Origin of the sequence: Amazonocrinis nigriterrae CENA67, assembly GCF_016056305.1 — a bacterium.
Lineage (GTDB): Bacteria > Cyanobacteriota > Cyanobacteriia > Cyanobacteriales > Nostocaceae > Amazonocrinis > Amazonocrinis nigriterrae.
This window is the reverse complement of the sequence record NZ_JAECZC010000041.1, coordinates 1-24536: the sequence shown is the minus strand read 5'-3', so window position 1 is coordinate 24536 and position 24536 is coordinate 1. Positions and strand designations below refer to the sequence as shown.

Below are 24536 nucleotides of genomic sequence, written 5' to 3'. Positions count from 1 at the left end.
TGTGAATTTGTCTCGCAAGAAGCTTTACAGTGAACTAGCAAAAAGTAGGCGAGAACAAATTGCTCAACGTTTGTGAGAACCCCAACATTATACCTTAGTTGAAAAATAACCTTTTCAAATTAGTTGATTTTAAACATCTCGCGTCAGGGACAATTGTCCCTGACGCGTCAACTACAACGTTATGTAGATAGACAAATACAATTACTATATTATGATGTTTGGATATTAAAAACAAGTAGTGAAAAAGATTTTTTCTATATTTTTTTACCAATTCAGGAATAATTTTTTTAGTAATTTCAATACTTATATATAATTAAAATTTAACTCTATAAATTTAGGTTAAATATGAAAAATTTGAGGCGCAATTCACAACTTAATGTTTTAGCAATTTATGGAATTTTAGGAGCGATCGCTCTCGTAACGCTCTTCCCACTGCTGTGGCTAATTAGTACAGCCTTAAAATCGCCTACGGAAAATATCCTACAGTCACCGCCGCAGTTATTGCCAAGTCAACCGACACTAGAAAACTTTTCTAGGGTATGGGACTCCCTACCTTTTGCACAGTATTTGTATAACAGTACTCTAGTAGCAGTGCTGACTGTGGGCTTGAATTTGCTGTTTTGTGCCCTAGCGGCCTACCCTTTGGCGCGATTGTCATTTCCGGGAAGGGATTGGATTTTTATCGCGATTGTCTCCACAATTATGATTCCCTTCCAAATTGTGATGATTCCCCTGTACATTTTGACAGTCAAGCTAGGTTTGAGAAATACTTATTTGGGAATGATTTTTCCTAGCTTAGCTTCTGCCTTTGGCATTTTTTTACTGCGACAAGCTTTTATGGGTGTCCCCAAAGAAATAGAAGAAGCGGCGCGTATGGATGGAAGTTCCGAGTTAGGTTTGTGGTGGTACGTCATGTTACCAGCAATTCGTCCAGCCTTGGTCACTTTGGCTATTTTCGTATTCATCGGTTCTTGGAGTGACTTTCTATGGCCTTTAATTGTGATTCAAGATGAAAACTTATACACACTCCCGTTGGGCGTAGCGAAGCTGGCGGGTACATTTTCTCTAGACTGGCGTTTAGTAGCCGCTGGCTCAATCATTTCTATTGCGCCAGTACTCATATTATTTCTGTTTTTACAGCGTTACATTGTTCCTACAGAAACTGGTAGTGGCGTCAAGGGTTAAATATTTAGTTAGAATACCGACCCTGATGATGATGGTAAGGTCAATGAAGTCACTTTAGGAAACATATCAGCACTGACAGCTTTTGTGGCCATGACTCGTCCTCCACAGCAGCAAATCCCACCAGTTCAGGCAACCACCGTCAGTCGAGGTCAACAACTTTTTGGTTCAAGAACGAGTAACTTGAACTGCGTTAGCTGCCATATGCCACAGTTAACGATTAATAATCCCTACCTAACTATCGACAATCCGGGGATACCTTCGGCCACCAGAGCAGCTTTTCTATCTCAAGCCATACCCACTCTAGTCAATGCTGAACCATCTCAGGATGCACTACCTGTGATTCAGAAATTCAAACGCTACTACTAGCAGTTCAAGGAAGAAATAGCCAAGCAAGAAAAACAAGGGTTTGTTTTTAAATCTGCGGATACACCAGAAGAATTGCAGGCTGCGATTGAAGAGAAAAAAGCCATATTTGATCGGATTGTAGCGGCGGCAGAGCGTAGCGAAGCAATCACAATGGTGAAAAGGAATAATTACCCTTTTCCGTTGTTGTTTCCCTCTATGCAGGTCATAGCTTAATAAGCTCCACTCTTTTTTAATACCACCCCGATAGTTTTGAAAATCAAACTCAAGTCGTAAGCTATAGACCACTTACGCTGATAGTCGATATCCATCTTAACAATGGTTTCAAAGTCTTTGATGCTGGAACGACCATTAACTTGCCATTCTCCTGTCATCCCTGGTTTGACTCGCAATCTTTCCCAGTGGTGTGGTTCGTAATGCATAACTTCGTCAGGAGTTGGTGGACGAGTACCAACTAAACTCATGTCCCCCATTAGTACATTCCAAAATTGAGGTAATTCATCTAAGCTAGTACGCCGCAAGAATTTACCTACAGGTGTAATGCGAGGATCATTAACTGATTTAAAAATATGACCTTGGGCTTGGTTATTGACCAGATGCTTGAGTTTTTCTGCACCAACTATCATGGAACGAAACTTCCAAATGCGGAAAGGTCGTCCGTTTAAACCGCAGCGAATTTGTGAATAAAATATGGGCCCAGGACTACTAGTAATAGTTGCAATTGCTACAGGAATTGCAACGAAGGCTGTAATTACCAACCCAATAATGGCTCCTAGAATATCAATTATTCTTTTTGTAATACTTGCGGTTGAACAGTGTAAAGGCTGTTGTGAATAATTAACTGAATCAAGATAAGTTAAAAGGGCTAAATTCTCCATAGCACAACCTCTTTCAACAGAAGTAAAAGTGGGCATGGACATAACTTAAGTTCAATTTTTATTTATTTACTACTTAATACTGAGTTGTGATTAAGTGTAAATATAGACAAAAATTAGACCAATAAAAAACTTAAATTACAAATTTTATACAATCTTTGAATTAAACTAGGTATTTTAAATTTTCCGTATTTCTCTAACAAAAACAAAATAACATGCTTGGAGTTGGGTTAGTAAGGGCGCAAAGCTTTGCACCCCTGATGAGTGGGGAAATAGAACTGATGCTCTTAATTCAGCACATGGGATTCCATCTGCTTGTTTTAGCTGCTTTTATTGTATGATAGAAAACTCAGTAAGACAAGTTTCCTAACTCAGGGCTAATGAGTAATTTCTAAGACAAAGTTCACAGTATAAGGTTCTGAGAGCGATTGTTGAATACTAGCTTTGATAGCATCTAAATAGTGACGTAAAGTCAACATCTGTTGAGAATTAGGGCGATAAGTCAGATTCCCTTGTTTTTCAAAAAGTGGTGCGGCTGCGATCGCTTGGTAGTCAGAATTTTCATAGGAACTCTGAGTCAGCCAGGTAGCATCTGAACTTGCAGGTATCAAACCCGGAGGTAACTCACCTTCCAAGAAAGCCAACAGCCGTTGCTGACAAATACTGGTATTAATACCACGACTCTCGAATAGTTGCAGAACTTCATTAAAAGATAGGGTGCGGTTGGGCAAAAGTCGCAGCAATTCGGTAAACAGAAAATAGTCAGTGTATTGTTGTCTGGGTTCATCTAAAACTTGGGGATGCAGAGGTAGCATAGCCAGACCATAGGCAACTCGGCTACAATTGGGAGCGCCATTTTCCCCACGATAAAAATCTTGAATAATCTTGGCATTGGGAAGTTTTTGCCGCAGCCAGCTGTTCACAACTCCCAAAGAAGCCACCCCACCAGTTAAGATAGCTTGATTAATTGCTTCTGTGGGGATGCCACGAGCTACCAATAACTTGTTGAGTTCTCGGTTGAGGCGGCGCACGAAGGGAACAAACACTTGGGTTTCTAAATCTCGTCGCTGCAAAACCCACCGCTGATCGGCTAATTCTAGGGTAAAAGCATCTTGGTGTTGTAAAATCAGTTTTAGACTTAAAGCTGCATCTAGCACAGCTTGTCCCAGCACCGAGCTTTCTAGATACTGCTGGAGGCGAATACGAGCGGTGATGTCTGGTTCCCCGACTCGCGGTAAATCTAATTCTTCCAACCTTAAACTCTGCCAATGCATTTGGTCTAAACCGGGATTGGCAGCTTGCCATTGCCAAGGGTTACTAGTAATATTGCTATCTCCCTGGTTCTCAAAACGTGATTGTCGGTACTTTGGTGGAACCAGCAATTGACAGATAATATCTTGCTCAATTCCTTTACTGGCATAGGCAAAACCGTGCAGCATGAAATCTTGATGCGTTAATTGCAGCAGATTTTCTGGTAAATCCACCAGCGCCATTTCTGTAGCAGTTGCTCCAATATTGATAGCGAGGGTGTTACCAACCACAGGACGATCGCTTGTCTTGACTGGACGCAAACCTTGATGTTCGCTAATTTGTACTGTTTCACCGTTACTGCCATCGAGTATGCTCAGTAGACTGGCGATCGCTTCTTCTACAAAAAATACTTGCTGTGGATGTTGCACTAGTTTGCTAGTCAGTAAAGCTTCGCGCACATTAAAGCGATATTGTTCCGACCACTGTGATGGACAAGTGCAGATCACACCAGCAATATTATTAATTATTTGATCAAAAGTTTGGGCTTCTAAACCAATAGCCGTAGCAATTAAACCCTGAGTTGTGCTGTGACGGTCTGACTTGAGGGTCAACAATAACTTCGAGAGCGATCGCACAACCCAAATCAAAGGGCCCGCAGACAAATCATTGAATTGTAATACAGGTTCCCATTTTTGTTGTCTACTCTTATAGGGAACAGCTATTTGTAAATACGGTTTCAACTGCGCTGAGTAGATATTTTTGCTGACAGAAGTATTTACCTTCTCAGCACTCTCAGCAACAGCACCTGCATCTGTTGCTGAGAGTGCTTGTGTACTTTCAGTTTCACTATGATTCACAGAAGCGGCAGGTAGATAAACCTCGGCTGGTAAACGAAAAGATTGCTGGAAAGAACTAGCTCCTGCTTGGTTTTCTGCTGACCAATAGATAGGATAAACAACAAAATTGGAGCGATTTAATAGGGTCGCAGAAATTCCAGTTGTACCTAAATCAATTCCTAAATACCAAACTGAGTCCAGAGTATTAGGTGCAACTTCTGGATTATTTGTTGATGGTGAATTTGCAGTTAAAGAGTTCTCTAGAAAAGAAGTTATGGCTGCCTTTTTTTTTTCACTTATCTGGTTCAAATCTAAGTCAGGTGGTGTTTGCGGCAAGGATATAGCGGCAATTTTAGACACTTCTGCACTAGAGAAAGCAACATTAGGGATGTTCTCTACTATCTGTTGCTCACGGGGGAATTCCAAATTTGTGGGCGAAATTGGATGCTGCAAATTTTGGCGATCGCTCAAACTCTCGCTACTATCCAAGCTACTTGCAGGTTCTAACTCGAAGTGTAGCTGTTGATCAAACTTGGCTAAATCTTGATGCAATTGCTGTAACTGCTCTTCGTCCAGGAAAATATCAGGCACGTTTGTCGGCTGGTTAACTTCTGGCGAGAGCAAATTTTCCTGTGGCGAAGCTGGAATGTAGTTATCTGACAACTGCTCCTGCTTTTCATCTTGATTAATTGGTACTTCTAATTTTTTAGTAATAATTGTCACTGATGGGACTTTTACAGGAGGAGAAACTTCTGGTAACTGCTCTTCATGCTGACTTGCATTCAGTAGGGGGGATGAGGGAGATGAGGGGGATGAGGGGGATGTTACTTCTGTATTTTTCTCATTACCAAATGCTATTTCTGAAGGCAAATCTGTATCAATAAGTGCATCAGTTAATAAGTCAGTCAAGGTGGTGATTGTATCAGCATTGCTTGGCTGAATTTCATAACTGTTTGTGGCTAAACTTTCTTGTTCTAGTAAGTTAGAAAAACTCACAGGTGGGGTTGGGTCTGTATCTTCCTCAAACTGCAATGTTTGCCATGATTCTAATGGTGAGTTTATGGATTGTATGGGAGCATTTTGTGTTTCTTCTGGCTCAGTGTCACTCAGTTCAAAAAGATCTATATCTGGTTTGTGAAGCCAGGGGTCTTGCAAGATTTCAGCAGAATCTACTGATTGTACTGGATCATTTGCAGATACAGGAGGGGTATTGGGAATACTTGACGCTGACGAATCCTCTGTAACCGCCTTTGGTTGTTCTGGATTTGTGTCAGGAGTAGATGCAACTTCTGCAATATTCGATGATGCTAAATTCTCCGGAACAACCTCTGGATTTACTTGCTGACTTGGGTTAGTCAAACTACTATTACCAAATAAACTGGCATAAAGTTGATCTACTTCATCACCAATTAAATCTAAACTATCCAGATGCGATTCTGCTGGAGTAGTAGCATTGTTGGAAGACAAAGGCGCGTCTGGGTCGAATTCTAAAACTAGTGCCTCAAAATCTTGGGCGATCGCACTGCCAACTTCTTCTGTTTGATTGACGCGATCGCTTAACTCTTCTTCATAACTGGGGAGTGCAGGTGAAGCTTCTAACTCTAGAAATTCTAACGGTTGACTTGCAACTTTAGTACTTGTATTAGTTACAGTAGTTGTCTTAGTTGGCTGTGATGGTGATGGAGGCAAAGTTTCATTTTTTACCTCCTGGACAGATGGCTGAGGAGTAACAGATTGTTGCTGAAAATATTGGGTTAAATTGTTGAGAAAGTTAGCCATCAGTTGCTCGCCTTGTACTCCTGTACTGTGCATTCTGGCTAGAGCTTGAGATAAGGATTCATGATAAGTATTAATATTGCGCTGTAGTGCCTCAAAGACGACATTTACAGTACCATCTAGTGATAATAAACGTTGATCTAACTCCCTAGCTAGCTGTGTTAACCGCTCTACTTGAGGTGATGATTCTAAAGGTTGAGTTGCAGAGGATGTTAACTCGCTACTTTCGTGATTGCTGGCTGTGGAAACATGAGAGGAGTTTGCTAAAGTCTGGGTCATTTCGGGCGTTAAATTTGGCACTAGACGATTCATGAGAACCTGTAAAAATTCGGAAATCATCTGCTCCTGGTTTGCCCACTGCTGACTGAGGGAGTGGTGATGCAGTCGCCTTTGCTCTAGTTGCCTAATTTCCTGCACCAGATTTGCCCGCTCTTGCAACATTGCTGCTAGTTCTGTTTGCAGGGGCTGTAATAGGGTGGAGAATTCACTTTTTAATTGTTGGGGTATCAGATTACCTTGTTCTTGCTCAGGTTGGTTGTGACCTTGCTCGATAAATTTTGTCAACAGTGGGGATCTTTGCGGCTGTTCAGCGGACTTGTTTTGAGTATTTTGCTTAAGCGCCTCATTCTGTTCTAGCTGAACAAGGAAGTTACGAATTCGTTCTAAAACCTCTCGTGGTTCCTGCGCCTGACTAGACAGAAGCCTGGGCAGGCGTTTACCACTGCTAGTAAGTAAGTTGTCAATATCTGCAATCAGTTTTTTAATTTCATCTTCGCGGGAAGTCACTTTAAATTACCTTAGCTAGAACTGTAGGTTAACTGTGTGAGATTTACTTTAGAATCAAGGAAAATACGGAAGTTTGAAAGCTGCCCTTACAAGTGCGAGGGCAATGATGTTTGGATTACTGGGAGTTGTAGCGATCGCCAATCAGCGCCGATTTGGCAAAATTCGCTCTCAAGCTAATTGAAGTCTAGGGATACAAAAGCTATTTTGAAGTTGTCAGCACAAGGTGATTTACAAGGCGCTGTGCGCTTTGACTATATAGGCGATGTTACAGCCTCTCGGCTTCATAATTATAAAAAACATCAAAAAATGCAACAATTAAGCAAATAATCTTGGTTAAACAAACTCTTGACTACCAAAACTGAATCTACAAGGCAAAGTCCTCCTGTTTGCACCTACACGAGCAATTAATGTAGCCAAAGAGTAACTGAATGGCAAGATGGCATTTTTTAACAGAACATGGCCAGAAAAGGGTGTAGGGTGCAGGGTGTGGGGTGTAGGGGGGGGTGAAAGAGAAAGCTATATTTTTGTACACCCAGAAGCGAAACCAATAAGAGAAGAGAGCTAACACTGATTTTACCTACACCCACAAGAGCCACACCCCACACCCTTCTTCCTGACTTACATGTAGTTTGCCGTATTTCAACCTCCTTCGCCCAGGGTAAAAGCAAAAGGGATAATTCTTCCCTTCCTCCTTCTGTTTCCCCTATGAAGTCAACTTAACAAAAATTAACTTACTTGAGTATTATTTAATGTTGTTTGGATATATTTTCACTTAATCAAGTTTGTAGTGCAATTAGCTTCCAAACAAGCCCCTCAGAGTTGGTGTGTGCAAATGTTTGACGCTATTTTGATCATTTGATAAAGATTGTCTACAAAAAAAGGCTCTTGTCGTTTTTTGATGTCAAGTAGCTTTTTTGTAAATGGGCTGTGCCTTGATCGCTTAGGCTGAATATAGTGCCCTTGTTTATTGTATACATAGCAGCTTTAATAAAGATATCGTCATGGAAGACCGATATAGCTTGCAAGAAGCATCGACCAATCCCTGGATAATCTCGGCTCCCTTTTTTCAAGGGTTGCCAGAAGCTGTTGTGGAAGTTGCTCTGACCAATCTTGTTACCCGCACACACCCAGCTAATCAAGTAATTCTCTTGGAAAATGACTGGGGTGGTTCTGTTTATTTTATAGTTGATGGCTGGGTCAAAATTCGCACTTACAATCTCGAAGGGAAAGAGGTGACGCTGAATATCATTGGCAGGGGGGAATTGTTCGGTGAAATGGCGGCGTTAGATGAAGTACCCCGCTCTACCGACGTAATTACGCTAACTCCCACGGTGATTGGTAGTATGCCGTCTCAGGATTTTGTTAAGTTACTCCAGACAGAACCATTGGCGGGAGTGCGACTGGCACAACTGATGGCGCGGCGTTTGCGGCAAGTGAATCGGCGATTGCGCTTGCGGGAATCTGACAGTCAGTCGCGGGTGGCAGACACATTGTTGTTTTTGGCAGAAGGACAAGGTAAACGAGGACAGACAGGAGAAACGAAAATTCCGAATTTACCGCACCGGGAATTGAGCAGTTTAAGTGGACTAGCACGGGAAACAGTTACAAGAGTATTGACAAGGCTAGAAAAAAAAGGCTTGATTAAACGGGATCAGGACACTATTTCTATTCCTGATGTGTCAGCTTTGGAAAGAATGATAGTTTAACAACTTGTCCAAATGAGCATTTTAGATTCGCTGCCAGACGAGCCAGAAAAAGATCAATCCTCTGAATCTCAAAGTCCCCGAAATCAAAGGTTAGATAAACAAGAGCAGTTAAACCCTGACGGCAGTCCGCTCAACTCAGGCAACCACAACAGACCCCAGCCTCCGCAGCTGAAAGTTGATGCACCCTTGAGGATGGTGGAAACAGCGTTTTTGGCAAGTACCGCTAGTTTGATTTGGTTTATTAATTTTTACTTTCCTTTGGGGCCAGTTTTGCGGATATTTTTTCCTGTACCGATCGCTTTAGTTTACCTGCGTTGGGGCAAACGAGCGGCATGGATGGCAGCAGTGACTTCTGGGTTGCTGCTGTCGGTGTTGATGGGGCCAGTCCGCAGTCTTTTGTTTGTCATGCCCTATGCTTTTATGGGTGTGCTGTTGGGGGCAACTTGGTATCGTCGTGTACCTTGGATTGTTTCCATCAGTTTAGGCACAATCTTGGGTACTTTGGGGTTCTTTTTTCGTATGTGGTTGCTGTCTGTGTTGTCGAGTGAAGATTTGTGGATTTATGTAATTAACCAGGTGACAGAAATTACAGAGTGGATATTTTTGCAGCTGGAAATATTAGCTAGTCCTAGTGTATTTTTGATTCAAACAGGCGCGATCGCTTTAATTGTGCTGAATAACTTTATTTATCTGTTTGTAGTACATTTGGCGGCATGGCTTTTGTTAGACCGCCTAGGAAATCCCATCCCCCGCCCACCACAATGGGTACAAGTCTTGATGGATTATGAGGGATAGTTATGAGTTATAAGTTATGAGTTATGAGTTATGAATTAAACTCCTAACTCCTAACTCTTAACTCCTAACTCCTAACTTTCCAAGTGATTCGTATTTACACTCAAATAGAACAAGGTAAAGCATGGACTGCTAGGTATGGCGGCTCTTTACCCGTGTTTGCCTGCGTTTTAGGTTTTACCGAAACTGGCTTGATTCCAGGAATTTCAGCAGCTGGACGCACCCCTATTGATCGGAAATATACTGCTTGTGCTGATGCTGAGTTTTTATATTATGGCCCCCAACGAAAACCCCAATATCCTCTACCACCACTAGCAGCGGGAGCATCGCCTGTACTGCTGACCCGCGCTGTGGTAGAGGCACTTAACATGCCACTTTATTTGTTTAATGCTGGTTTACCACAGTCTCCCGCTGTACCAACCATTGATTTGGGTGGCACGCCTGCTAGGTGTTTAAGTCAAGGTGTGGCTATGGAACTAGCAATAGTACAACACTTACTAAAACAAGGATTGCTGTGGGGAGAACGCCTGGCTGCCAATATCCAACAGGAATATTTGATTATAGGTGAGTGCGTCGTCGGAGGAACCACAACCGCTCTGGCAATTTTAACTGGTTTAGGTATAGACGCGGTAGGAAAAGTCAACAGTAGCCATCCTGTTTGTAACCACGAGCAAAAGTGGGCAGTGGTGCGGGAAGGGCTTTTGAGGTGGAAAGCAGGGGGAGCAGCGGAGCAGCGGAGCAGGGGAGAAAATTTTACCTTGTCTCCCTCATCCTCCTCATCTCCCCTACTCGACCCCTTACAACTCGTTGCGGCGGTAGGCGATCCCATGCAAGTGGTAGTAGCTGGGATGGCGATCGCTGCTAGTCGCAGTTGTGGTGTTATGCTTGCTGGTGGTACACAAATGCTGGCGGTTTATGCTTTAACAAGCGCGATCGCTCAAGCTTACAATTTATCTTGGCGACCGGCAGAAGTGGTTGTGGGGACAACTCGTTGGGTAGCAGAAGACCCAACTGGCGCTACCGTAGATTTAGCCCTCAGCTTAGGAAATACAACTCCTCCACTACTAGCTACTGCGCTGAGTTTTGCTAATTCTCGTTATCCCCAACTCCAAGCTTATGAACAGGGCTTTGTTAAAGAAGGTATGGGCGCTGGAGCCGCTTGTATCGCCGCCCATCTCAGCCAAAATTGGGATCAACATCGACTTTTGGCAGCTATTGAAGACCAACTTGAACGGCAAAGCCGAGTCAATAGTCAATAACAAAATAACCGGACTCACAAAGCTTCCGGTAAATCTGGAGAATATTGGCTATTGAATAATTTGTCAATTTAGTGGATTCTCTCTCTGAGTAATTGTTCTTCTAAGGCAGCAATGCGATTGTATGCTGCTGTGAGTTGAGCTGTCAGTCGTTGGATTTGAATTTCTGGTGTTATGTTCTTATCTCCACCTTGACGATTCATATCTAAATAAATGCCGTCTGTTAATACATCTTTATGTTCCAGTTCGGGATTAATATTGCTCTGTGCTTTTAACTGAAAGCGCCCAGTATCGTTATTTTCCAGATAATTATCCTTTGCTTGTGAATTCGCTAAGGAACACTCTGAAAAAGCTTGAGCAACTTTACCGTCAAGCTCCTCAATCACCTGATAAAGGGCATCCAGTTTATCGCTCAAAGTGAGAATCTGCTTTTGTAATGGCTCCATTTAATACCCTCGTCCGCATATTTTCTCTATGTTATTCAATTTACTAGCTATGTTAACCATACTTATGAATTATTTAATTTTTCAAAAATTCTGTTGTCAGGCGATACCTAAGTAATTACTTTTAAATATAACTCAATATTTTTTATGAGTATTACTCAAGCTTATCATTGAGAAAAATTAAGTTAGCCACAGTAATTACTAGTAAAACGCTTAAACATACTTCCCTATTCGTATTTAATGAGCATTTGCTGGCAAATATGCCTGAATCAGCACTTAAAAGCAGACAATAAATATCAGTTAAGGGTAGGTAAAAGTCCTAATATTCCGGAAATATGACAATTAATCAGACTGGTTAAAGTGAATCAGTAAATCAAAATAGCAAATTAAAATTAAAATCCCTGGTTAATCTTTATGTTTAATTAAGAAAGCTTGGTATCTAAATTCTACAAAATCAGCGGCAAAAAAGGTTGATAATAGCAAATCAGTCACAATTTTGGGATTTCCTTGTTACTTATACAGCAAGATAGACAACAGCTAGAATCTAAATAAAATCTAAATAATTTCTGAGCTAATACGCGTCTAACTGAATTGCACCGACAAAGTGAAGTAAGATAAAACTCTATTTGGATAAATTTACAGGTTTGCTGAGAAAATAGGGGCTATTCTCAATCACACACTTTTTTTCAGTGCTTTAGCCTCTGGCATTCTTTTGCTTATATATATGTATGGTATACAATGTAAAATTTCCTATCCAAAATCAATGGATCGACGGTCTTTTTTGCTTGGGACGGGTGGACTAGCACTTTCACAACTGCTGGTTGGGTGTGCTGGCAACAAACAGATAAAATTAAACGTGCAGTTATTGAAAGGATCTGTTCCAAGTCAGGTGGTTAATCAATTTCGCCAAAGCTTACAGCAACAGGTGCAGTTAAAGTTTGCCCCAGTCGAGCAGATACGAGATTTATTTCAACACTTGCAAGGTTGGCAAAACAAACCACAAGCCGCTGATGAGCAGGTGTGGACTCGTTTCATACCATTTAGAAAATCTCAAACAACTGCTGTGGCTGACCTCGTGACCTTGGGAGATTACTGGCTGAAAGCTGCAATCGAGGAGAAACTAATTCAACCACTCCAAGAAGCGGAGGTAAAACAATTCAAACAGTGGTCTGCTTTGGATGAAAGATGGCAAAAACTGGTCAGGCGTAACGAACAAGGTGATTTAGATACTCAGGGCAAAATTTGGGCTGCTCCTTATCGTTGGGGCAGTACGGTAATTGTTTACAATCGTGACAAATTCAAACAATTGGGGTGGAAGCCTCAGAATTGGGGTGATTTGTGGAGAGATGAATTGCGATCGCGCATTTCCTTACTTAATCAACCCAGAGAAGTAATTGGTCTAGTCTTAAAAAAACTAGGTCAATCCTACAATACAGAGAATCTTAGCACAGTACCAGAACTAGAAAAAGAACTCAGAGCATTAAACCAACAGGTGAAGTTCTACAGTTCCAACACCTACCTAGAACCTTTAATTATGGGGGACACTTGGCTAGCAGTTGGCTGGTCAAGTGATGTAGTACCAATTCTAGGGCGTTATCCCCAACTTGCTGCCATTACTCCTCAGTCAGGAACAGCAATTTGGGCAGACTTATGGGTACGCCCGACAAGTATTGCTAAAAGTACTTTATCATCCCAATGGATTGATTTTTGTTGGCAACCAGCGATCGCTAAGCAAATTTCTCTGCTGACTAAAAGTAATTCGCCAATTTCTACAAATATTGTTGCTTCCGACCTCCAGGAATCTGTGCGGAATCTCTTACAGAGTAATCAAGAAGTTTTCGCCAAAAGTGAATTTTTGCTTCCCTTAGCCACATCGGTGGTACAACAGTACGAATCTTTATTCACTAAAATCAGACAAGGTTGAATGATGACTGATGAACGCCAGTTGCTTCAAGTCGGCAGAGCCGACGACACTTGCTTCAACGCTCTTAACCCGCGCAACGCAGTGTCTCCCCAACGCACTGGCTCCTGATGACTGTGAATAGTGCAATATTTTTTATTAGGAAGTCTGTTAAATCAGTGAACAGTTATCTGTTATCTGTTATCTTCGTTAACCCTAACTTATTCTGAATATTCATTTGGATATTACATAACGCTGGACTTATTTGAAAGTTACAGGTGTAAGTTGCCAAAAGATCTTGCTGATAATTAAAAACACGAACGTTATATCCATCCTTACGTGATAAGTTACCTAAGCGATTCACAAAGCTGTAACGCTCCAGGTAACTTAGTAAACTCCAGACTTGCTGATTAACTATCAAGTCTACTCGACCAGGTTCTTGGTTAGAAACTGGATAAGCTATCCAGTTATCCAACAGCTTCTTCTCTGAGTTTTCTCTTGCCCACCATAAACTGGGAACAGTTAATCCTGTTGGGTCAATGGTATTAGCTGTAATCACAATACCGTTTGGTTTGGTCAATAAATTGAGTTCTAGAGGAGCATTTGAAGGCTGTGGTATCGAGGACGTTTGTGCTAATGAAGCAGGGATTGGTAAAAGCGAAACCGTAGCCAGGCTAATAGTTAGGAGTAGTGGGAATTGGGCATGGGGCATGGGACATGGGGCATTGTAAAAACTTATAACTATATATATATCTTTCCTAGTCCCCAGTACCTAGTCTCCTTAAACTTACGTGAGTTCGACAAGTGCTGTTTTAACCTCTCCCCCAGCCCCTCTCCTACAAGGAGAGGGGAGTAAAACCCTTATTTTTTCGTTCCTCCTCCCTCGCCTAAATGGAGAGGGAGGTCGGGAGGGAGAGGTCATCGAACTCACGTTAAACTTTGATGGCAAAGATGCGAATTCGTCGATAGTCAGCTGTCCAAATACCTTCTTGATAAAGTGTTGGCTTGAGGATCTGTTCAACAGTTTGAGTTACTTGTATTTGTTGCTCAGTAGACAGTCCAGCGAGGAAACTGCCAGCGAACATCTCAATCCAGTTTTTTATACCTGCTTCTCCCTCAGCTAGGGGAGTGGGACGGGGAAATATAATGGCGTAGTTGACATCAAACCCGTGCTGTTCCAGTATGCTGGCGTACTCACCAATACTAGGGAAATACCACGAATTAAGTGATTCTGCGGTAATATTTATCTCTGCCAAAGCGGTATACAACGCTTTAACGATCGCCTGTACATTCCCTTTACCACCAAACTCGGCTACGAAACGCCCTCCTAATTTTAATGCCTGATGTATGGAAGCGATCGCGGCATCTGCTGGTTTTACCCAATGCAAGGTAGCATTAGAAAATACAGCATCGAACGGCTGTTTAAGCTGAAAGTTGCGGGCATCAGCAACCTGAAAATGTAAATGAGGATAGTTTTGTCTAGCCTTCTCAATCATCGTCGCTGCGTTATCAATTCCTATAACTTCAGCCCCAGCTAAGGCAATTTTTTCTGTCAGTTGCCCAGTACCGCAACCTAAATCCAGAATAGATTCTCCTGGTTTGGGGTTGAGTAATTTCAGCAAGTCTTCGCCATATTGCCACACGAAGGCGTGTTTATCTTCATAAAGGCTACTGTCCCAATCATTGTTGGGTATCAAAAGTTGATTCATAAACAGTGAAATTACAATTTGTTGGTTCACCAATCTTCAACCATGCGCTCTCGGTTGATGACTGCCTGATCATTAGAGTAAAAAAGATTTCTAATGATGTCCAATATATTTTTCTACAATAACTAATATGTAAAAAATATGAGTTTACCTAAAGCCTGCTCATAAAGACGAGTTTTGGTTGGGTGCGATCGCATTGGTAATCAATGTGATGAATGAAGCTCGACCATATGCGATCGCATCCCAATCAGGGTAAGGGTTAGATTTATGCTGAAGGTACTATTTCCGCGTCTGGGCAAGATATGCCCTAATTCGTAGGCGGTGGTAGTTGCTTACCAATTTCTCTTTTTGTACCTATCATATGGCAATGCCAGTCGCCAAAAGTGTTTCGGAAACAGATGCCCTGTTGGTTTGGTCTAGAAGAGACAATGCAGTTTTTTCCAATGTTACGACGGTCGATCCTCTTGCAAAAATAATCGGTGTAGCTTCCTCGGATATCGTACACGGGTTGTTTCGGGTCGATGCCTAAATACTTTCCGTCAGTTTCCATGTTGAACGGCCGGGAAATAGGGGCAACCTGAATGGTGAGATCGGTGACAAGCCTCAAAAAGCTATTGGGTATACTGATAACAATTTCCTCTTCTACGTCACAGAGAAAATACATCTTTGCCTGTTCGGCGCTGGGCGCTCCTGCTTTTGGTTCTACTCTTGATGGGCAAGTGTGAGGTCTACGTGTCGTTCCATACGGAGAAGTCTGAGCATAGAGTATGGTTGGTGTTAACAGCGTAAGCAGCGTACAGCCGATTATCCTAAAAGTAAAGCTCAATTTCATGGTAAAAACTGTATTAGTGACAAATTAAAATCATGAAATATCAAGAAGCAATAATGCTGAAAATTTAGTTCCAAATTGGTGTTGGAAACACAATTTTTTAGCCAGCGAACTACTGAAAGTAGCAGCCCTTCCCTATTGCCTTCGATACAAAAGTATAGTTCATGTTTGCCCTATAAATTCAGTATAAAGATTAATTTAATACTTTTTACTACTTATTATTTGTGGTGTAGTTACTATTGACAAAACTAATTTAGGTTTAATAACTTGTGAAGAATGGTGACAGATGGAACTACGGCATCTGCGGTATTTTGTAACTTTGGCAGAAGAATTACACTTTGGACGGGCGGCGGAAAGATTACACATTGCCCAACCTCCCCTCAGTCAACAAATTCAGCAGCTAGAAAAAGAATTGGGGTTTGAATTGTTTCACCGCACTAAACGAAATGTGCAATTAACAGAAGCCGGGCAAGTGTTTCTGGGTGAAGTGCAGCAAATTCTTAGACAATTGCAACAGGCAATTCAAGTTGGACAACAAACTAGTCGGGGCGAAGTTGGACAGTTGGTGGTCGGTTTTGTCAGTTCAGCAACGTATAATATTTTGCCAAATATTTTGCGGGATTTTCGTAATCGTGTCCCTGGTGTGAGGTTAGAGTTACATGAACTGACTACAGATCAGCAGTTAGAATGGTTGCGGTCAGGTCGGCTGGATGTAGGCTTCGTGCGTCCGCCTGTAGAAGAAGATACATTTAATTGGGAGATAATTTTTCAAGAGTCGCTGATGGTGGCACTTCCTGAAACACATTGGCTAGCAAATCAATCTCATGTTTGTTTGAAATCACTTGCCAATGAACCGTTTATTTTATTTCCTAGAATCTTAGCGCCTGGACTCTACGACTTAATTATTAGTCTGTGTCAGCAAGCAGGCTTCAGCCCTACAGTTACTCAAGAAGCCATCCAGATGCAAACGATTGTTAGCTTAGTGGCAGCCGAGATGGGTGTGGCAATAGTGCCAGCATCTTTGCAAAATTTACAACGGACAGGGGTAGTTTATCAAAATATCCAAGAATCTACCCCAAAAGTTGCCATTGCCATGATTTGGCGACGAAACCAAACATCGCCAACAGTGCAGAGGTTTTTAAAGGTAGTTCGACAATTTAGGGAACTCCAAGAAATAAATTATCTTGGTTGAAGTAGGGGCGGGTTAATAAATATTATTTTTGAGCAAGCGAGGATATTTGTGAACCCGCCCCTACAGATGACTGGTGGCTGATGACTGGGAATTTTCAATCCAAAATCCAAAATCTGTCTTGGAAAGTTTCCTACGGAGGGAAACCCTCCTTGGAACTTTCCGCAAAATCCAAAATCCAAACAGGAATTATGGCCGCAGTGCAGAAACACCCAAAGGCCCACGAGTTACACCCAGTTGATTTTGCAACTTCAACTCTCGCCAGAGTTGGTAACCTGTAATCTCACCTTGTAATAACTGATGATACCGTAGTATCGTTTTTTTAACTTGTTCCGGTGTCTCGTTGACAAATTCAATGCGGAAGTGACGCAATCCTAATTCTATAAGACGCTGTACGTATTCGGCTCCGGTTTGGGCAGTGCTATTAAATACAGTATTACGACAACCAGCATCGGCCTGTAGGACATGTTGACTACCGACGCGATCGCCCAATTTCACTTCATACTTTTCGCAAGGTCGCCCACAGTTAGTATAGTCTGTCCCTGTAGAAAGAAAAGCACAAAATACACAATGTTCCATATGAAACATCGGCATATGTTGGTGAATTGTCACTTCAAACCAATCGGGCGGACAACTACTAAGTAAATCTTCGAGTTGGGTGATATTTAAATCATAGGATGCCGTCAACCTTTGCAAACCAAAGCGCTGGTGAAAGTAGTCTGCGGTTAAAGGGTTGGCAACGTTAAGGGAAAAATCTCCTATACAACGGTCTGCGGCAAAAAATTGTAGTTGGTCATAATTCCGCACCAAATAGCCATCTGCCTTTGCAGCACGCACTTGTTGTAAAATCCAATTTTCTCCAGGTTTGGTAATTCGGGGTGGTGCAACCCAGATGGTGGGGAGTTGGGAGTGGGGAGTCGGGAGTGGGGATTTTTGTCTTTGTTGATTTACCATTTGCACTGCTTGTTGGTAGGCGCGGGGGTCTTCAAATTCGCAGTACAGTGTTTCAACATTAGCCTGGAGGGCGGCTTGGAGTTGTTTGAGGTTGCGTACTAGGACGATGAGTGAGAGGGATGAGGGGGATGAGGAAGATGAGGGGGATGAGGAGGGGAGTAGGTCTTGGAAAGAAACGTCAGAACGTAGTTGCCAGCGTTTAGGTTGACTTCGCAATGCTTCCAACTGGGTGACGATTTCTCGCCGCATCCTATTCAACTCACTCACGGGTAGCATAACAGTACCGCTGAGATGATTGTTAAGCGTTGCCAAATAAAAAGGAGTGTTACCAAGACGACCTAACTGTTCTTCTAAGCGGTCTTGATTCAAGGGTTTGGTGTGTGCCTCTACCAGTGAAATTACAGATTCTACTTGTACGATGTTACCGAATTGGTCGCGAGCGATCGCAATCAATGATTGACCAACTTCTCCATAAACTTCTATATCAATGGGACGCTGAAATTGCGGGTTTTCGCCTGCAAAACTCTGGCGTAATTGCTTATCGAGTTCTGGGTCACTGGTTTTCCAAACTTTATCACCTACATGCACCCGGCGTAGGTTCAAGTCACTGCGACCAAAGGTGAGTAAGGCTTCTTTACCTTTGTGAACCACCCCATAAACACGACCGCCTTCTTCCTTCGCCTCTGGGTGACCGCAGTCAAACACAATTCCATCCCCTGGTTTGACTGGCGCTTCAAGCCTGACTTTAACTTGTTCGTTGCGAATGCGGGTGACTTCACCGAGATAAACTCCCCGCTTTTTACCAAAGTGGGCGTGAACCAGTTCTTGATTATTAATCCCAGCAAACCAACCTGTGTAGAGTCCGCGAGAAAATGCCATCTCCAAGTTGTAGCGTTCCGAATTGCTTTGACCTCTCTCCCCCTCTGAAACGGAGAGGGAAGTATTAATTCCCCCTTCCCTTGCAGGGAAGGGGGTTAGGGCGTTAGGTTTTTCCAATTCTGCCATCACCCGATCCAAGGCTTGGCGATAAACACGGGTGACATTAGCAACATACTCCGGTGCTTTTAAACGACCTTCAATTTTCAGGCTGGTTACTCCCGACTTCACCAAATCGGGTAACACGTCTAACCCTGCTAAGTCTTGGGGACTGAGTAAATATTTACGATTTCCTAAATCGACAACTTCCCCATCGGCGATTAACTCGTAGGGCATTCGGCAAGCTTGGGCGCATTCGCCTCTGTTGGCGGAACGTCCTCCCAAAGCTTCACTTGTCAAACACTGGCCAGAATAGGCAACACACAAAGCACCATGAACAAAGACTTCTAGCGGTAGCGAAGTATTCTCCTGGGCAATTTGCTGTTGAATTTTATTAATTTCCTTGAGGGAACATTCACGGGCAAGTACTACCAACTGACAACCGAGGGACTTAGCAAATTCCACCCCAGCTGCACTTGTGATAGTCATCTGCGTGGAAGCATGGATGGGAAAATCTGGTGAAAGGTGACGGATAAGACGGCAGATACCCACATCCTGAACGATTACTGCATCTACACCTGCGGCGATAATCGTGCGGAGATATTGTTGTGCTTGGGCAAGTTCTTTGGGAAAGATCAGAGTATTAACAGTGACATAACCTTTAACACCGCGAAGATGCAGGAATTTCATCAATTCAGGTAAGTCAGCTTCAGTGAAATTTTGCGCCCGCATTCTGGCGTTGAATTTATCCAAACCGAAGTAAATCGCATCCGCCCCATTTTCTACAGCAGCTTTGGCACATTCCCAGTTACCTGCTGGCGCGAGTATTTCAGGACGTTGAAGAGAGGGTAGGGAAGAGGAGCGATCGCTTTTCATCAGACTTAGGGAGGTTAACTAGCACCATAGTGATTTTATCTAAGTTAGCCGATGATGGTGGGGAATGATGGGCGATCGCACCTTAATTCAAGAAGTGATACATAAAAAATAGTCTTGGGAATACTTAAATTAAATATATTTTCATAAACAAATATGATTAATCCTTTCACTCAGAAGCCAGAACCATATCCATTTCAAGGAGGAGAAGCTTCAGATTATGAAGTATTTGTTGGTAAAGCGGGTACTTGGTGTACGCGCCATCGTATAAGCGGCAAGACAATTCAATCTGTACAACCAGCTAATCTTGATATGTTTAACATTGCTAATCTTGGAATAAATATACTTAACCTGGGTGTAGGTATTTACAACGGAGTACAACTTCACAAAATTAAAAATAAACTAGACCGTAATCACGAGCAGATTCAGTCATCTTTTAACAGTATTCAAAATGCTTTAATTGTTCAACACCGAACCCTTGAGTTATTGGCGTGCAATCAGTATAACCTCGCTCAACAAATGAATATCTTCCGTGAAGAAATGCGTACAGGTTTTCAAAGTATTGTAGAAGAGGTTAAAGATGTAGAAGCTCGTAGACGGCGAGAAGAGTTTGAAACTAGAACATTCAAATTACTCAAAACTTATGAGCGGTTTAGCTATATACTACCTGAATTTCTAGAAGCAGATCAATTAATTGAAAGAGCCGAAGATTTAGAAGCTTGGCTACGAACTCAATTGAATCGCATTGATATAGGAAAACCTGAAAGATTACCACTACTAGTAGCTCTTTCTTTAAGTGTCAGAGCAAAGGCTGATGCATTTGAAGCTAAAGGAGGAGAGTATAACAGTTTTGCTAACAAAGATATTGGTTTACTAATAAATCAACTTCGTGATGAAGCTAAGGAATTCTGTGAGGAACGCAGTTTATATACTCTTGGAGTAGAAATGCCAGAAATACTCTACCAGTATGCTCTATTGAATCGTAGTCTCCGAAAAGGAAATAATTTAAAAACACAAGTAGATTCTGAAGTTATTTTTTCAGCAGAGGAGGTAACTTGGGATGATGGAATGCATGAATTAAGAGAATTATTTAAACCTAACATCGAACATATTGAAGTATTGAATGGAAACCTAGATATTAAGTTGAACACTTTGGCAGATTACGATTGGTATGTACGTTTTGAAGGTGAAAATAGATTAACTTTTAACGTTCACTCTCGTCCTTCAATAAAACTTTCTGCTATTTTGAACAAAATAGGCCATCGAGAGCCTGAGAAAGGGGTAATTGGAAAAACTGCACTTAATACTCTTATGCTTTTTGCTCTGCCTGAAAAAATTAATACAATTTCGCATATTATACAAACTGAGTTTGACTTAGAGACTTCCCCTAAACTTCTAGGTTGTAGAAATGAGTAACTTTAAATGACAGGAAGAAAAATGAACGATCGCTACAGTATGGTTATCCAATGGTCTGATGAAGATAACTGTTATTTGGTACACTTACCGGAATTTCCTTAGCAGCAATTCCACACTCATGGCAAAACCTATGAGGAAGCAGCCAAACACGGACAAGAAGTAATTGAATCTTTAATTGAATGGTATCAAGAGCAGGGTAAACCTCTGCCAGAACCAATTGCTTTTCCTCAAAAGTCGTTAAAAGTAGTGTAAAACTGGTTTCAAGTTTTAGGGTAATGCGTGCTTTGTGCAGGCTAAGAGTTCTTCACCTCAATTCCTCAACACCAAGATTTTCGCTTTCTGACTCAAGAAGCTGAAAATTTACTCTGTTATATAAATCTTGTAAAGAAATTTCAAAGGGTACAGTTGTAAGAGCAATCGCTTGATCTTCTTCATCATATTTGCTGTAAACATTCTTCTGGCGTGTAGTATCGCTTTTTTGTTATTTACATAGTTTTATCATTCCATAATTTTAATTTTTAATTTATCCCCACAATCTCCTCCCAACTTTGCCATTTAATCTTTCATGAGCGTCTGCCAATAAAGCTGGAATATCTAACTTTTCAGGACAACGAGGTAAACAATCGCCGCATTCTGTGCAGCGATTTGCTTTCATTCCTGGAAACCAATGTCCGGCGTTTTCAAACATGCCATAACGATATTTTCCATAGTCGGTCATATCGTATGCAACAGCAAGATTTCTTAACCGTAATACCTCTGGAATATTGATATTTTCCGGACAAGGTAAACAAGCATAACATTGACTGCATTTATCAGTTGCTAAAGCAATTTTTTGCTGCTTTTCTAACCGTTCAAAAACAGAGATTTCTGCTGATGTTAACTTCCCATCACTATCAGCAACCCGCAAAGGTTCTATTAATTCATCTGCATTTGCTGGCCCCACACTCAAGGTAGTAATGCGCTTGTCACTCAGCAAAAAGCGATAATTTAATTCTAATGGTGAAAACGGCTGACACAAATCTTTTAAAGTTTGGGGTGGCGTGTAAAGTCGTCCTCCCTTGTCAGCAGGGGAAATGATAAAAACGCCCATATCCTTCTTTGCGGCTAGCTGAATCGCTGGGGCGTTCCTTTGGAAGAAATAGTAATAATGCAGATTGACAAATTCAAAAAAATCTGTATTGATTGCTGCCAGAATTACTTCTAATGGGCCGTGGGTGGAAAAACCAACATGGCGCACTCGACCATCAGCAACGACGGACTGCACTGCTGACATACAGCCATTTTTGGCTTTCACCCACTCTAGATGCTCCCAAGTGTTTAAGCCGTGAATTCCCAGACAATCAAGATAATCGAGATTTAATCGTTCTAGGGATTCATCGATGTACCGACGCATACTGTCAGCTTCTGCTGTGGGTGGAATTTTGGTAGTGAAGTAAAGCTTGTTTCGAGGTACTGACAAGCCAGCTTTGATAGCCTTACCAAGATACTCCTCACTTTTGCCGTAACCTCTGGCTGTTTCGATGTGATTAATTCCCAGTGATAAGGCTAATGCGATCGCACCCTGAGCATTTTCGGCATTAGCCAGGTAGCGCATTGTTCCCAAAGAAAAAACCGAGAGGCGTAAATTCGTTTTTCCAAAGCGTCGGTATTGCATCATGAACAGAGTTAGGAGTTAACAGTTAAAAGTTGAAGTAACTAACTCATAACTCTTAACTCATAACTTACAACTTTTCTAGCTATCACCATTACCGAAGCGCTTGATTAAATCTTCGGGACGGAGATTAGAGATAAATTCACGGAAAGCTTGCTGTTCTGCTTCATCAGCGTCGCGATCGACGGGTATTGAAGCATCAGCAACAACTTCTTCCATCACCCAAATGGGTGTGTTAGTACGGAGGGCGATCGCGATCGCATCGCTAGGACGTGCGTCAATTTCTTTTTTGACTTCGCCTTGCTGGACAATCAAAGCTGCATAAAATGTATCCTTTTGTAAGGAATGAATAATCACTCGCTCTAGAGCCATGTTCCATGTCTCTAAAATATTGACAATCAAATCGTGGGTTAAAGGTCTGGGAGGCTTTTGATTCTCCAGCGCACTCATAATTGCCCTAGCTTGTTCCTGACCAATATAAATTGGTAAAGCACGCCGATCTGAGGCATCTTTTAAAAGTACGATCGGGCTGCGGGTTATGGCATCTAATGCTATGCCAGCGACTTTCATTTCAATCATTGGCTAAGCCTCTACAATCCTTTAAGCGATTGGGCGCTTTGTGACAAATAATGCCGTTTTTCGGGTAAGTAGTGAACATAAGTAAACATAAGCATTGTTCTCTATAATTGCTTCTATTAAACTCCGAACTTGTTGTGAACACCAGAGTAAGTCAAATTGGTCTGCTTAGACAATAACCTTCTTAACCAAGTATGCCTTGTGATGGATGCGAATGTGTTAAGATTCTTATATTTAATTTAGTCAGAAATTATACTTAGAATGTTTAGCATTCTTGTGAGAAATACCAGTTAATTTCAGGCAAAATTAAGCAATAAATAGAGTTAGTTTTACAAAAAAGCCGTGTTTACAGGATTAATCCAAGCTTTAGGAACGATGAAACCCTTAGGGGGTGATTCTTGGCAAATTACTTGTGTAAGTCAATCCTCTGTTATTATGCAGGATCTAGCTTACGGTGACAGCGTGGCTGTAGATGGGGTTTGCCTGACAGTGGAAGAAATTTTAAAAGATGGATTTATCGCCACTGCTTCACCAGAAACTCTACGCCGCACAACTTTAGGATCTGAGCAAACTCAACAGAGATACGTCAATTTAGAAGCCTCGCTGCGAGTGGGCAGCAAACTCGGCGGTCATTTTGTCATGGGTCATGTAGACGGCATCGGTCGATTACTAGGAGCAGAACAAACGGCTACTTCCTGGGAAATGACCTTTACTGCACCCGAAGCGATCGCGCGGTACATTGTCCCCAAAGGTAGTATAGCTGTAAATGGCATTAGCCTGACAGTAGCAGCTTACGAGCCGGAATTATCTCAGTTCACTGTAGCGGTAATTCCCCTCACCTATGCCGAGACAAATCTCCGCTATCTTGTCCCTGGTAGTTGGGTGAATTTAGAAGGTGATATTCTCGGCAAATACGTGGAAAAATTCCTCTTTCATGGCAAAAACAGCGACAAAGTTGCCACTGATACCACTTTAGATGCCCTTACGCCTGCATTCTTAACAGAACACGGGTATTTGTGATTGGGGAATTGGGAATGGGGAATTGGGAATTGGGAATTGGGAATTGGGAATTGGTAATTGGGAATTGGTAATTGGGAATTGGTAATTGGTAATTGGATTCTACTATTAGTCATCACATCTGGCCCATTCCCCATTACCCATTACCCATTACCCATCCCCTCATCCCCCTCATCCCCCT

Annotated in this window: 17 protein-coding genes and 1 pseudogene; 10 read left to right on the top strand and 8 right to left on the bottom strand. The window is 42.0% G+C overall.

What is annotated here, in order from left to right; translation table 11 throughout:
- Window positions 1–345: 345 nt before the first annotated feature.
- Both I8748_RS19455 and I8748_RS19450 read left to right on the top strand, forming a co-directional pair.
- Window positions 346–1185 (top strand): carbohydrate ABC transporter permease, encoded by an 840-nt coding sequence (locus tag I8748_RS19455; protein ID WP_198126212.1) that lies wholly within the window; start codon window positions 346–348, stop codon window positions 1183–1185.
- A 90-nt stretch (window positions 1186–1275) separates the two neighbouring features.
- Window positions 1276–1551, top strand: a complete 276-nt coding sequence (locus I8748_RS19450) for a hypothetical protein (RefSeq protein WP_198126211.1) — start codon at window positions 1276–1278, stop codon at window positions 1549–1551.
- A 209-nt stretch (window positions 1552–1760) separates the two neighbouring features.
- Here the strand turns inward: I8748_RS19450 and I8748_RS19445 are convergent, their stop codons facing one another.
- Window positions 1761–2426: a sugar transferase gene (locus I8748_RS19445; protein WP_404800333.1), complete on the bottom strand. Its 666-nt coding sequence runs from the start codon at window positions 2424–2426 to the stop codon at window positions 1761–1763.
- Between the two features lie 374 nt (window positions 2427–2800).
- Complete coding sequence (locus I8748_RS19440) at window positions 2801–7072, bottom strand: hypothetical protein (RefSeq protein WP_198126209.1); 4272 nt, start codon at window positions 7070–7072, stop codon at window positions 2801–2803.
- Between the two features lie 1001 nt (window positions 7073–8073).
- Between I8748_RS19440 and I8748_RS19435 the strand changes: the two genes are divergently transcribed.
- The 3 genes from I8748_RS19435 (at window position 8074) to cobT (ending at window position 10829) form a co-directional block, all read left to right on the top strand.
- A complete protein-coding gene (locus tag I8748_RS19435) occupies window positions 8074–8778 on the top strand; it encodes a Crp/Fnr family transcriptional regulator (protein WP_096551689.1) in 705 nt (234 codons plus the stop codon).
- Between the two features lie 12 nt (window positions 8779–8790).
- Window positions 8791–9573, top strand: a complete 783-nt coding sequence (locus tag I8748_RS19430; protein WP_198126208.1) for a DUF2232 domain-containing protein — start codon at window positions 8791–8793, stop codon at window positions 9571–9573.
- A gap of 83 nt (window positions 9574–9656) precedes the next feature.
- A complete protein-coding gene (gene cobT / locus I8748_RS19425; protein ID WP_198126207.1) occupies window positions 9657–10829 on the top strand; it encodes a nicotinate mononucleotide-dependent phosphoribosyltransferase CobT in 1173 nt (390 codons plus the stop codon).
- A gap of 68 nt (window positions 10830–10897) precedes the next feature.
- Here cobT and I8748_RS19420 read toward each other — a convergent pair whose 3' ends face one another.
- A complete protein-coding gene (locus I8748_RS19420) occupies window positions 10898–11272 on the bottom strand; it encodes a hypothetical protein (protein ID WP_198126206.1) in 375 nt (124 codons plus the stop codon).
- Between the two features lie 760 nt (window positions 11273–12032).
- Here I8748_RS19420 and I8748_RS19415 point away from each other — a divergent pair.
- Window positions 12033–13193 carry an extracellular solute-binding protein gene (locus tag I8748_RS19415; RefSeq protein ID WP_198126205.1) on the top strand — a complete coding sequence of 387 codons (1161 nt, stop codon included), beginning with the start codon at window positions 12033–12035 and terminating at the stop codon, window positions 13191–13193.
- A gap of 163 nt (window positions 13194–13356) precedes the next feature.
- Here I8748_RS19415 and I8748_RS19410 read toward each other — a convergent pair whose 3' ends face one another.
- Both I8748_RS19410 and I8748_RS19405 read right to left on the bottom strand, forming a co-directional pair.
- Entirely contained in the window at window positions 13357–13881 is a 525-nt protein-coding gene (locus I8748_RS19410) for a hypothetical protein (RefSeq protein WP_198126204.1), read from the bottom strand.
- 220 nt (window positions 13882–14101) lie between these two features.
- Window positions 14102–14878: a class I SAM-dependent methyltransferase gene (locus tag I8748_RS19405; RefSeq protein ID WP_198126203.1), complete on the bottom strand. Its 777-nt coding sequence runs from the start codon at window positions 14876–14878 to the stop codon at window positions 14102–14104.
- A 1112-nt stretch (window positions 14879–15990) separates the two neighbouring features.
- Here I8748_RS19405 and I8748_RS19400 point away from each other — a divergent pair.
- Window positions 15991–16896 (top strand): LysR family transcriptional regulator, encoded by a 906-nt coding sequence (locus tag I8748_RS19400; protein ID WP_198126202.1) that lies wholly within the window; start codon window positions 15991–15993, stop codon window positions 16894–16896.
- 186 nt (window positions 16897–17082) lie between these two features.
- On the opposite strand, the gene I8748_RS19395 is transcribed toward I8748_RS19400, so the two are convergent.
- On the bottom strand, window positions 17083–19698 hold the full coding sequence (locus I8748_RS19395; protein WP_198126201.1) for a U32 family peptidase: 2616 nt from the start codon (window positions 19696–19698) through the stop codon (window positions 17083–17085).
- A 153-nt stretch (window positions 19699–19851) separates the two neighbouring features.
- On the opposite strand from I8748_RS19395, the gene I8748_RS19390 reads away from it, so the two are divergent.
- Window positions 19852–21111, top strand: coding sequence for a hypothetical protein (locus tag I8748_RS19390; RefSeq protein WP_198126200.1), 1260 nt, complete (start codon window positions 19852–19854; stop codon window positions 21109–21111).
- Between the two features lie 21 nt (window positions 21112–21132).
- Window positions 21133–21363: pseudogene (locus I8748_RS19385) on the top strand (type II toxin-antitoxin system HicB family antitoxin).
- 271 nt (window positions 21364–21634) lie between these two features.
- On the opposite strand, the gene I8748_RS19380 reads toward I8748_RS19385, so the two are convergent.
- Together I8748_RS19380 and I8748_RS19375 are read right to left on the bottom strand one after the other, a co-directional pair.
- Window positions 21635–22765, bottom strand: coding sequence for an aldo/keto reductase (locus I8748_RS19380; RefSeq protein ID WP_198126233.1), 1131 nt, complete (start codon window positions 22763–22765; stop codon window positions 21635–21637).
- Window positions 22766–22843: 78 nt separating this feature from the next.
- Window positions 22844–23341 (bottom strand): bifunctional nuclease family protein, encoded by a 498-nt coding sequence (locus I8748_RS19375; RefSeq protein WP_198126199.1) that lies wholly within the window; start codon window positions 23339–23341, stop codon window positions 22844–22846.
- 339 nt (window positions 23342–23680) lie between these two features.
- On the opposite strand from I8748_RS19375, the gene I8748_RS19370 reads away from it, so the two are divergent.
- Window positions 23681–24358, top strand: a complete 678-nt coding sequence (locus I8748_RS19370; RefSeq protein WP_198126198.1) for a riboflavin synthase — start codon at window positions 23681–23683, stop codon at window positions 24356–24358.
- Window positions 24359–24536 lie beyond the last annotated feature (178 nt).

Excerpts from the sequence above, each read along its gene's own strand:
- I8748_RS19435 (WP_096551689.1), top strand. The coding sequence starts at position 8,074 with ATGGAAGACCGATATAGCTTGCAAGAAGCATCGACCAATCCCTGGATA.
- I8748_RS19390 (WP_198126200.1), top strand. The coding sequence starts at position 19,852 with ATGATTAATCCTTTCACTCAGAAGCCAGAACCATATCCATTTCAAGGA.
- I8748_RS19450 (WP_198126211.1), top strand. The coding sequence starts at position 1,276 with ATGACTCGTCCTCCACAGCAGCAAATCCCACCAGTTCAGGCAACCACC.
- I8748_RS19400 (WP_198126202.1), top strand. The coding sequence starts at position 15,991 with ATGGAACTACGGCATCTGCGGTATTTTGTAACTTTGGCAGAAGAATTA.
- I8748_RS19410 (WP_198126204.1), bottom strand. The coding sequence starts at position 13,881 with ATGCCCCATGCCCAATTCCCACTACTCCTAACTATTAGCCTGGCTACG.
- I8748_RS19445 (WP_404800333.1), bottom strand. The coding sequence starts at position 2,426 with ATGGAGAATTTAGCCCTTTTAACTTATCTTGATTCAGTTAATTATTCA.
- I8748_RS19395 (WP_198126201.1), bottom strand. The coding sequence starts at position 19,698 with ATGAAAAGCGATCGCTCCTCTTCCCTACCCTCTCTTCAACGTCCTGAA.
- I8748_RS19415 (WP_198126205.1), top strand. The coding sequence starts at position 12,033 with ATGGATCGACGGTCTTTTTTGCTTGGGACGGGTGGACTAGCACTTTCA.
- I8748_RS19375 (WP_198126199.1), bottom strand. The coding sequence starts at position 23,341 with ATGATTGAAATGAAAGTCGCTGGCATAGCATTAGATGCCATAACCCGC.
- I8748_RS19420 (WP_198126206.1), bottom strand. The coding sequence starts at position 11,272 with ATGGAGCCATTACAAAAGCAGATTCTCACTTTGAGCGATAAACTGGAT.
- I8748_RS19405 (WP_198126203.1), bottom strand. The coding sequence starts at position 14,878 with ATGAATCAACTTTTGATACCCAACAATGATTGGGACAGTAGCCTTTAT.
- I8748_RS19380 (WP_198126233.1), bottom strand. The coding sequence starts at position 22,765 with ATGCAATACCGACGCTTTGGAAAAACGAATTTACGCCTCTCGGTTTTT.
- I8748_RS19430 (WP_198126208.1), top strand. The coding sequence starts at position 8,791 with ATGAGCATTTTAGATTCGCTGCCAGACGAGCCAGAAAAAGATCAATCC.
- I8748_RS19455 (WP_198126212.1), top strand. The coding sequence starts at position 346 with ATGAAAAATTTGAGGCGCAATTCACAACTTAATGTTTTAGCAATTTAT.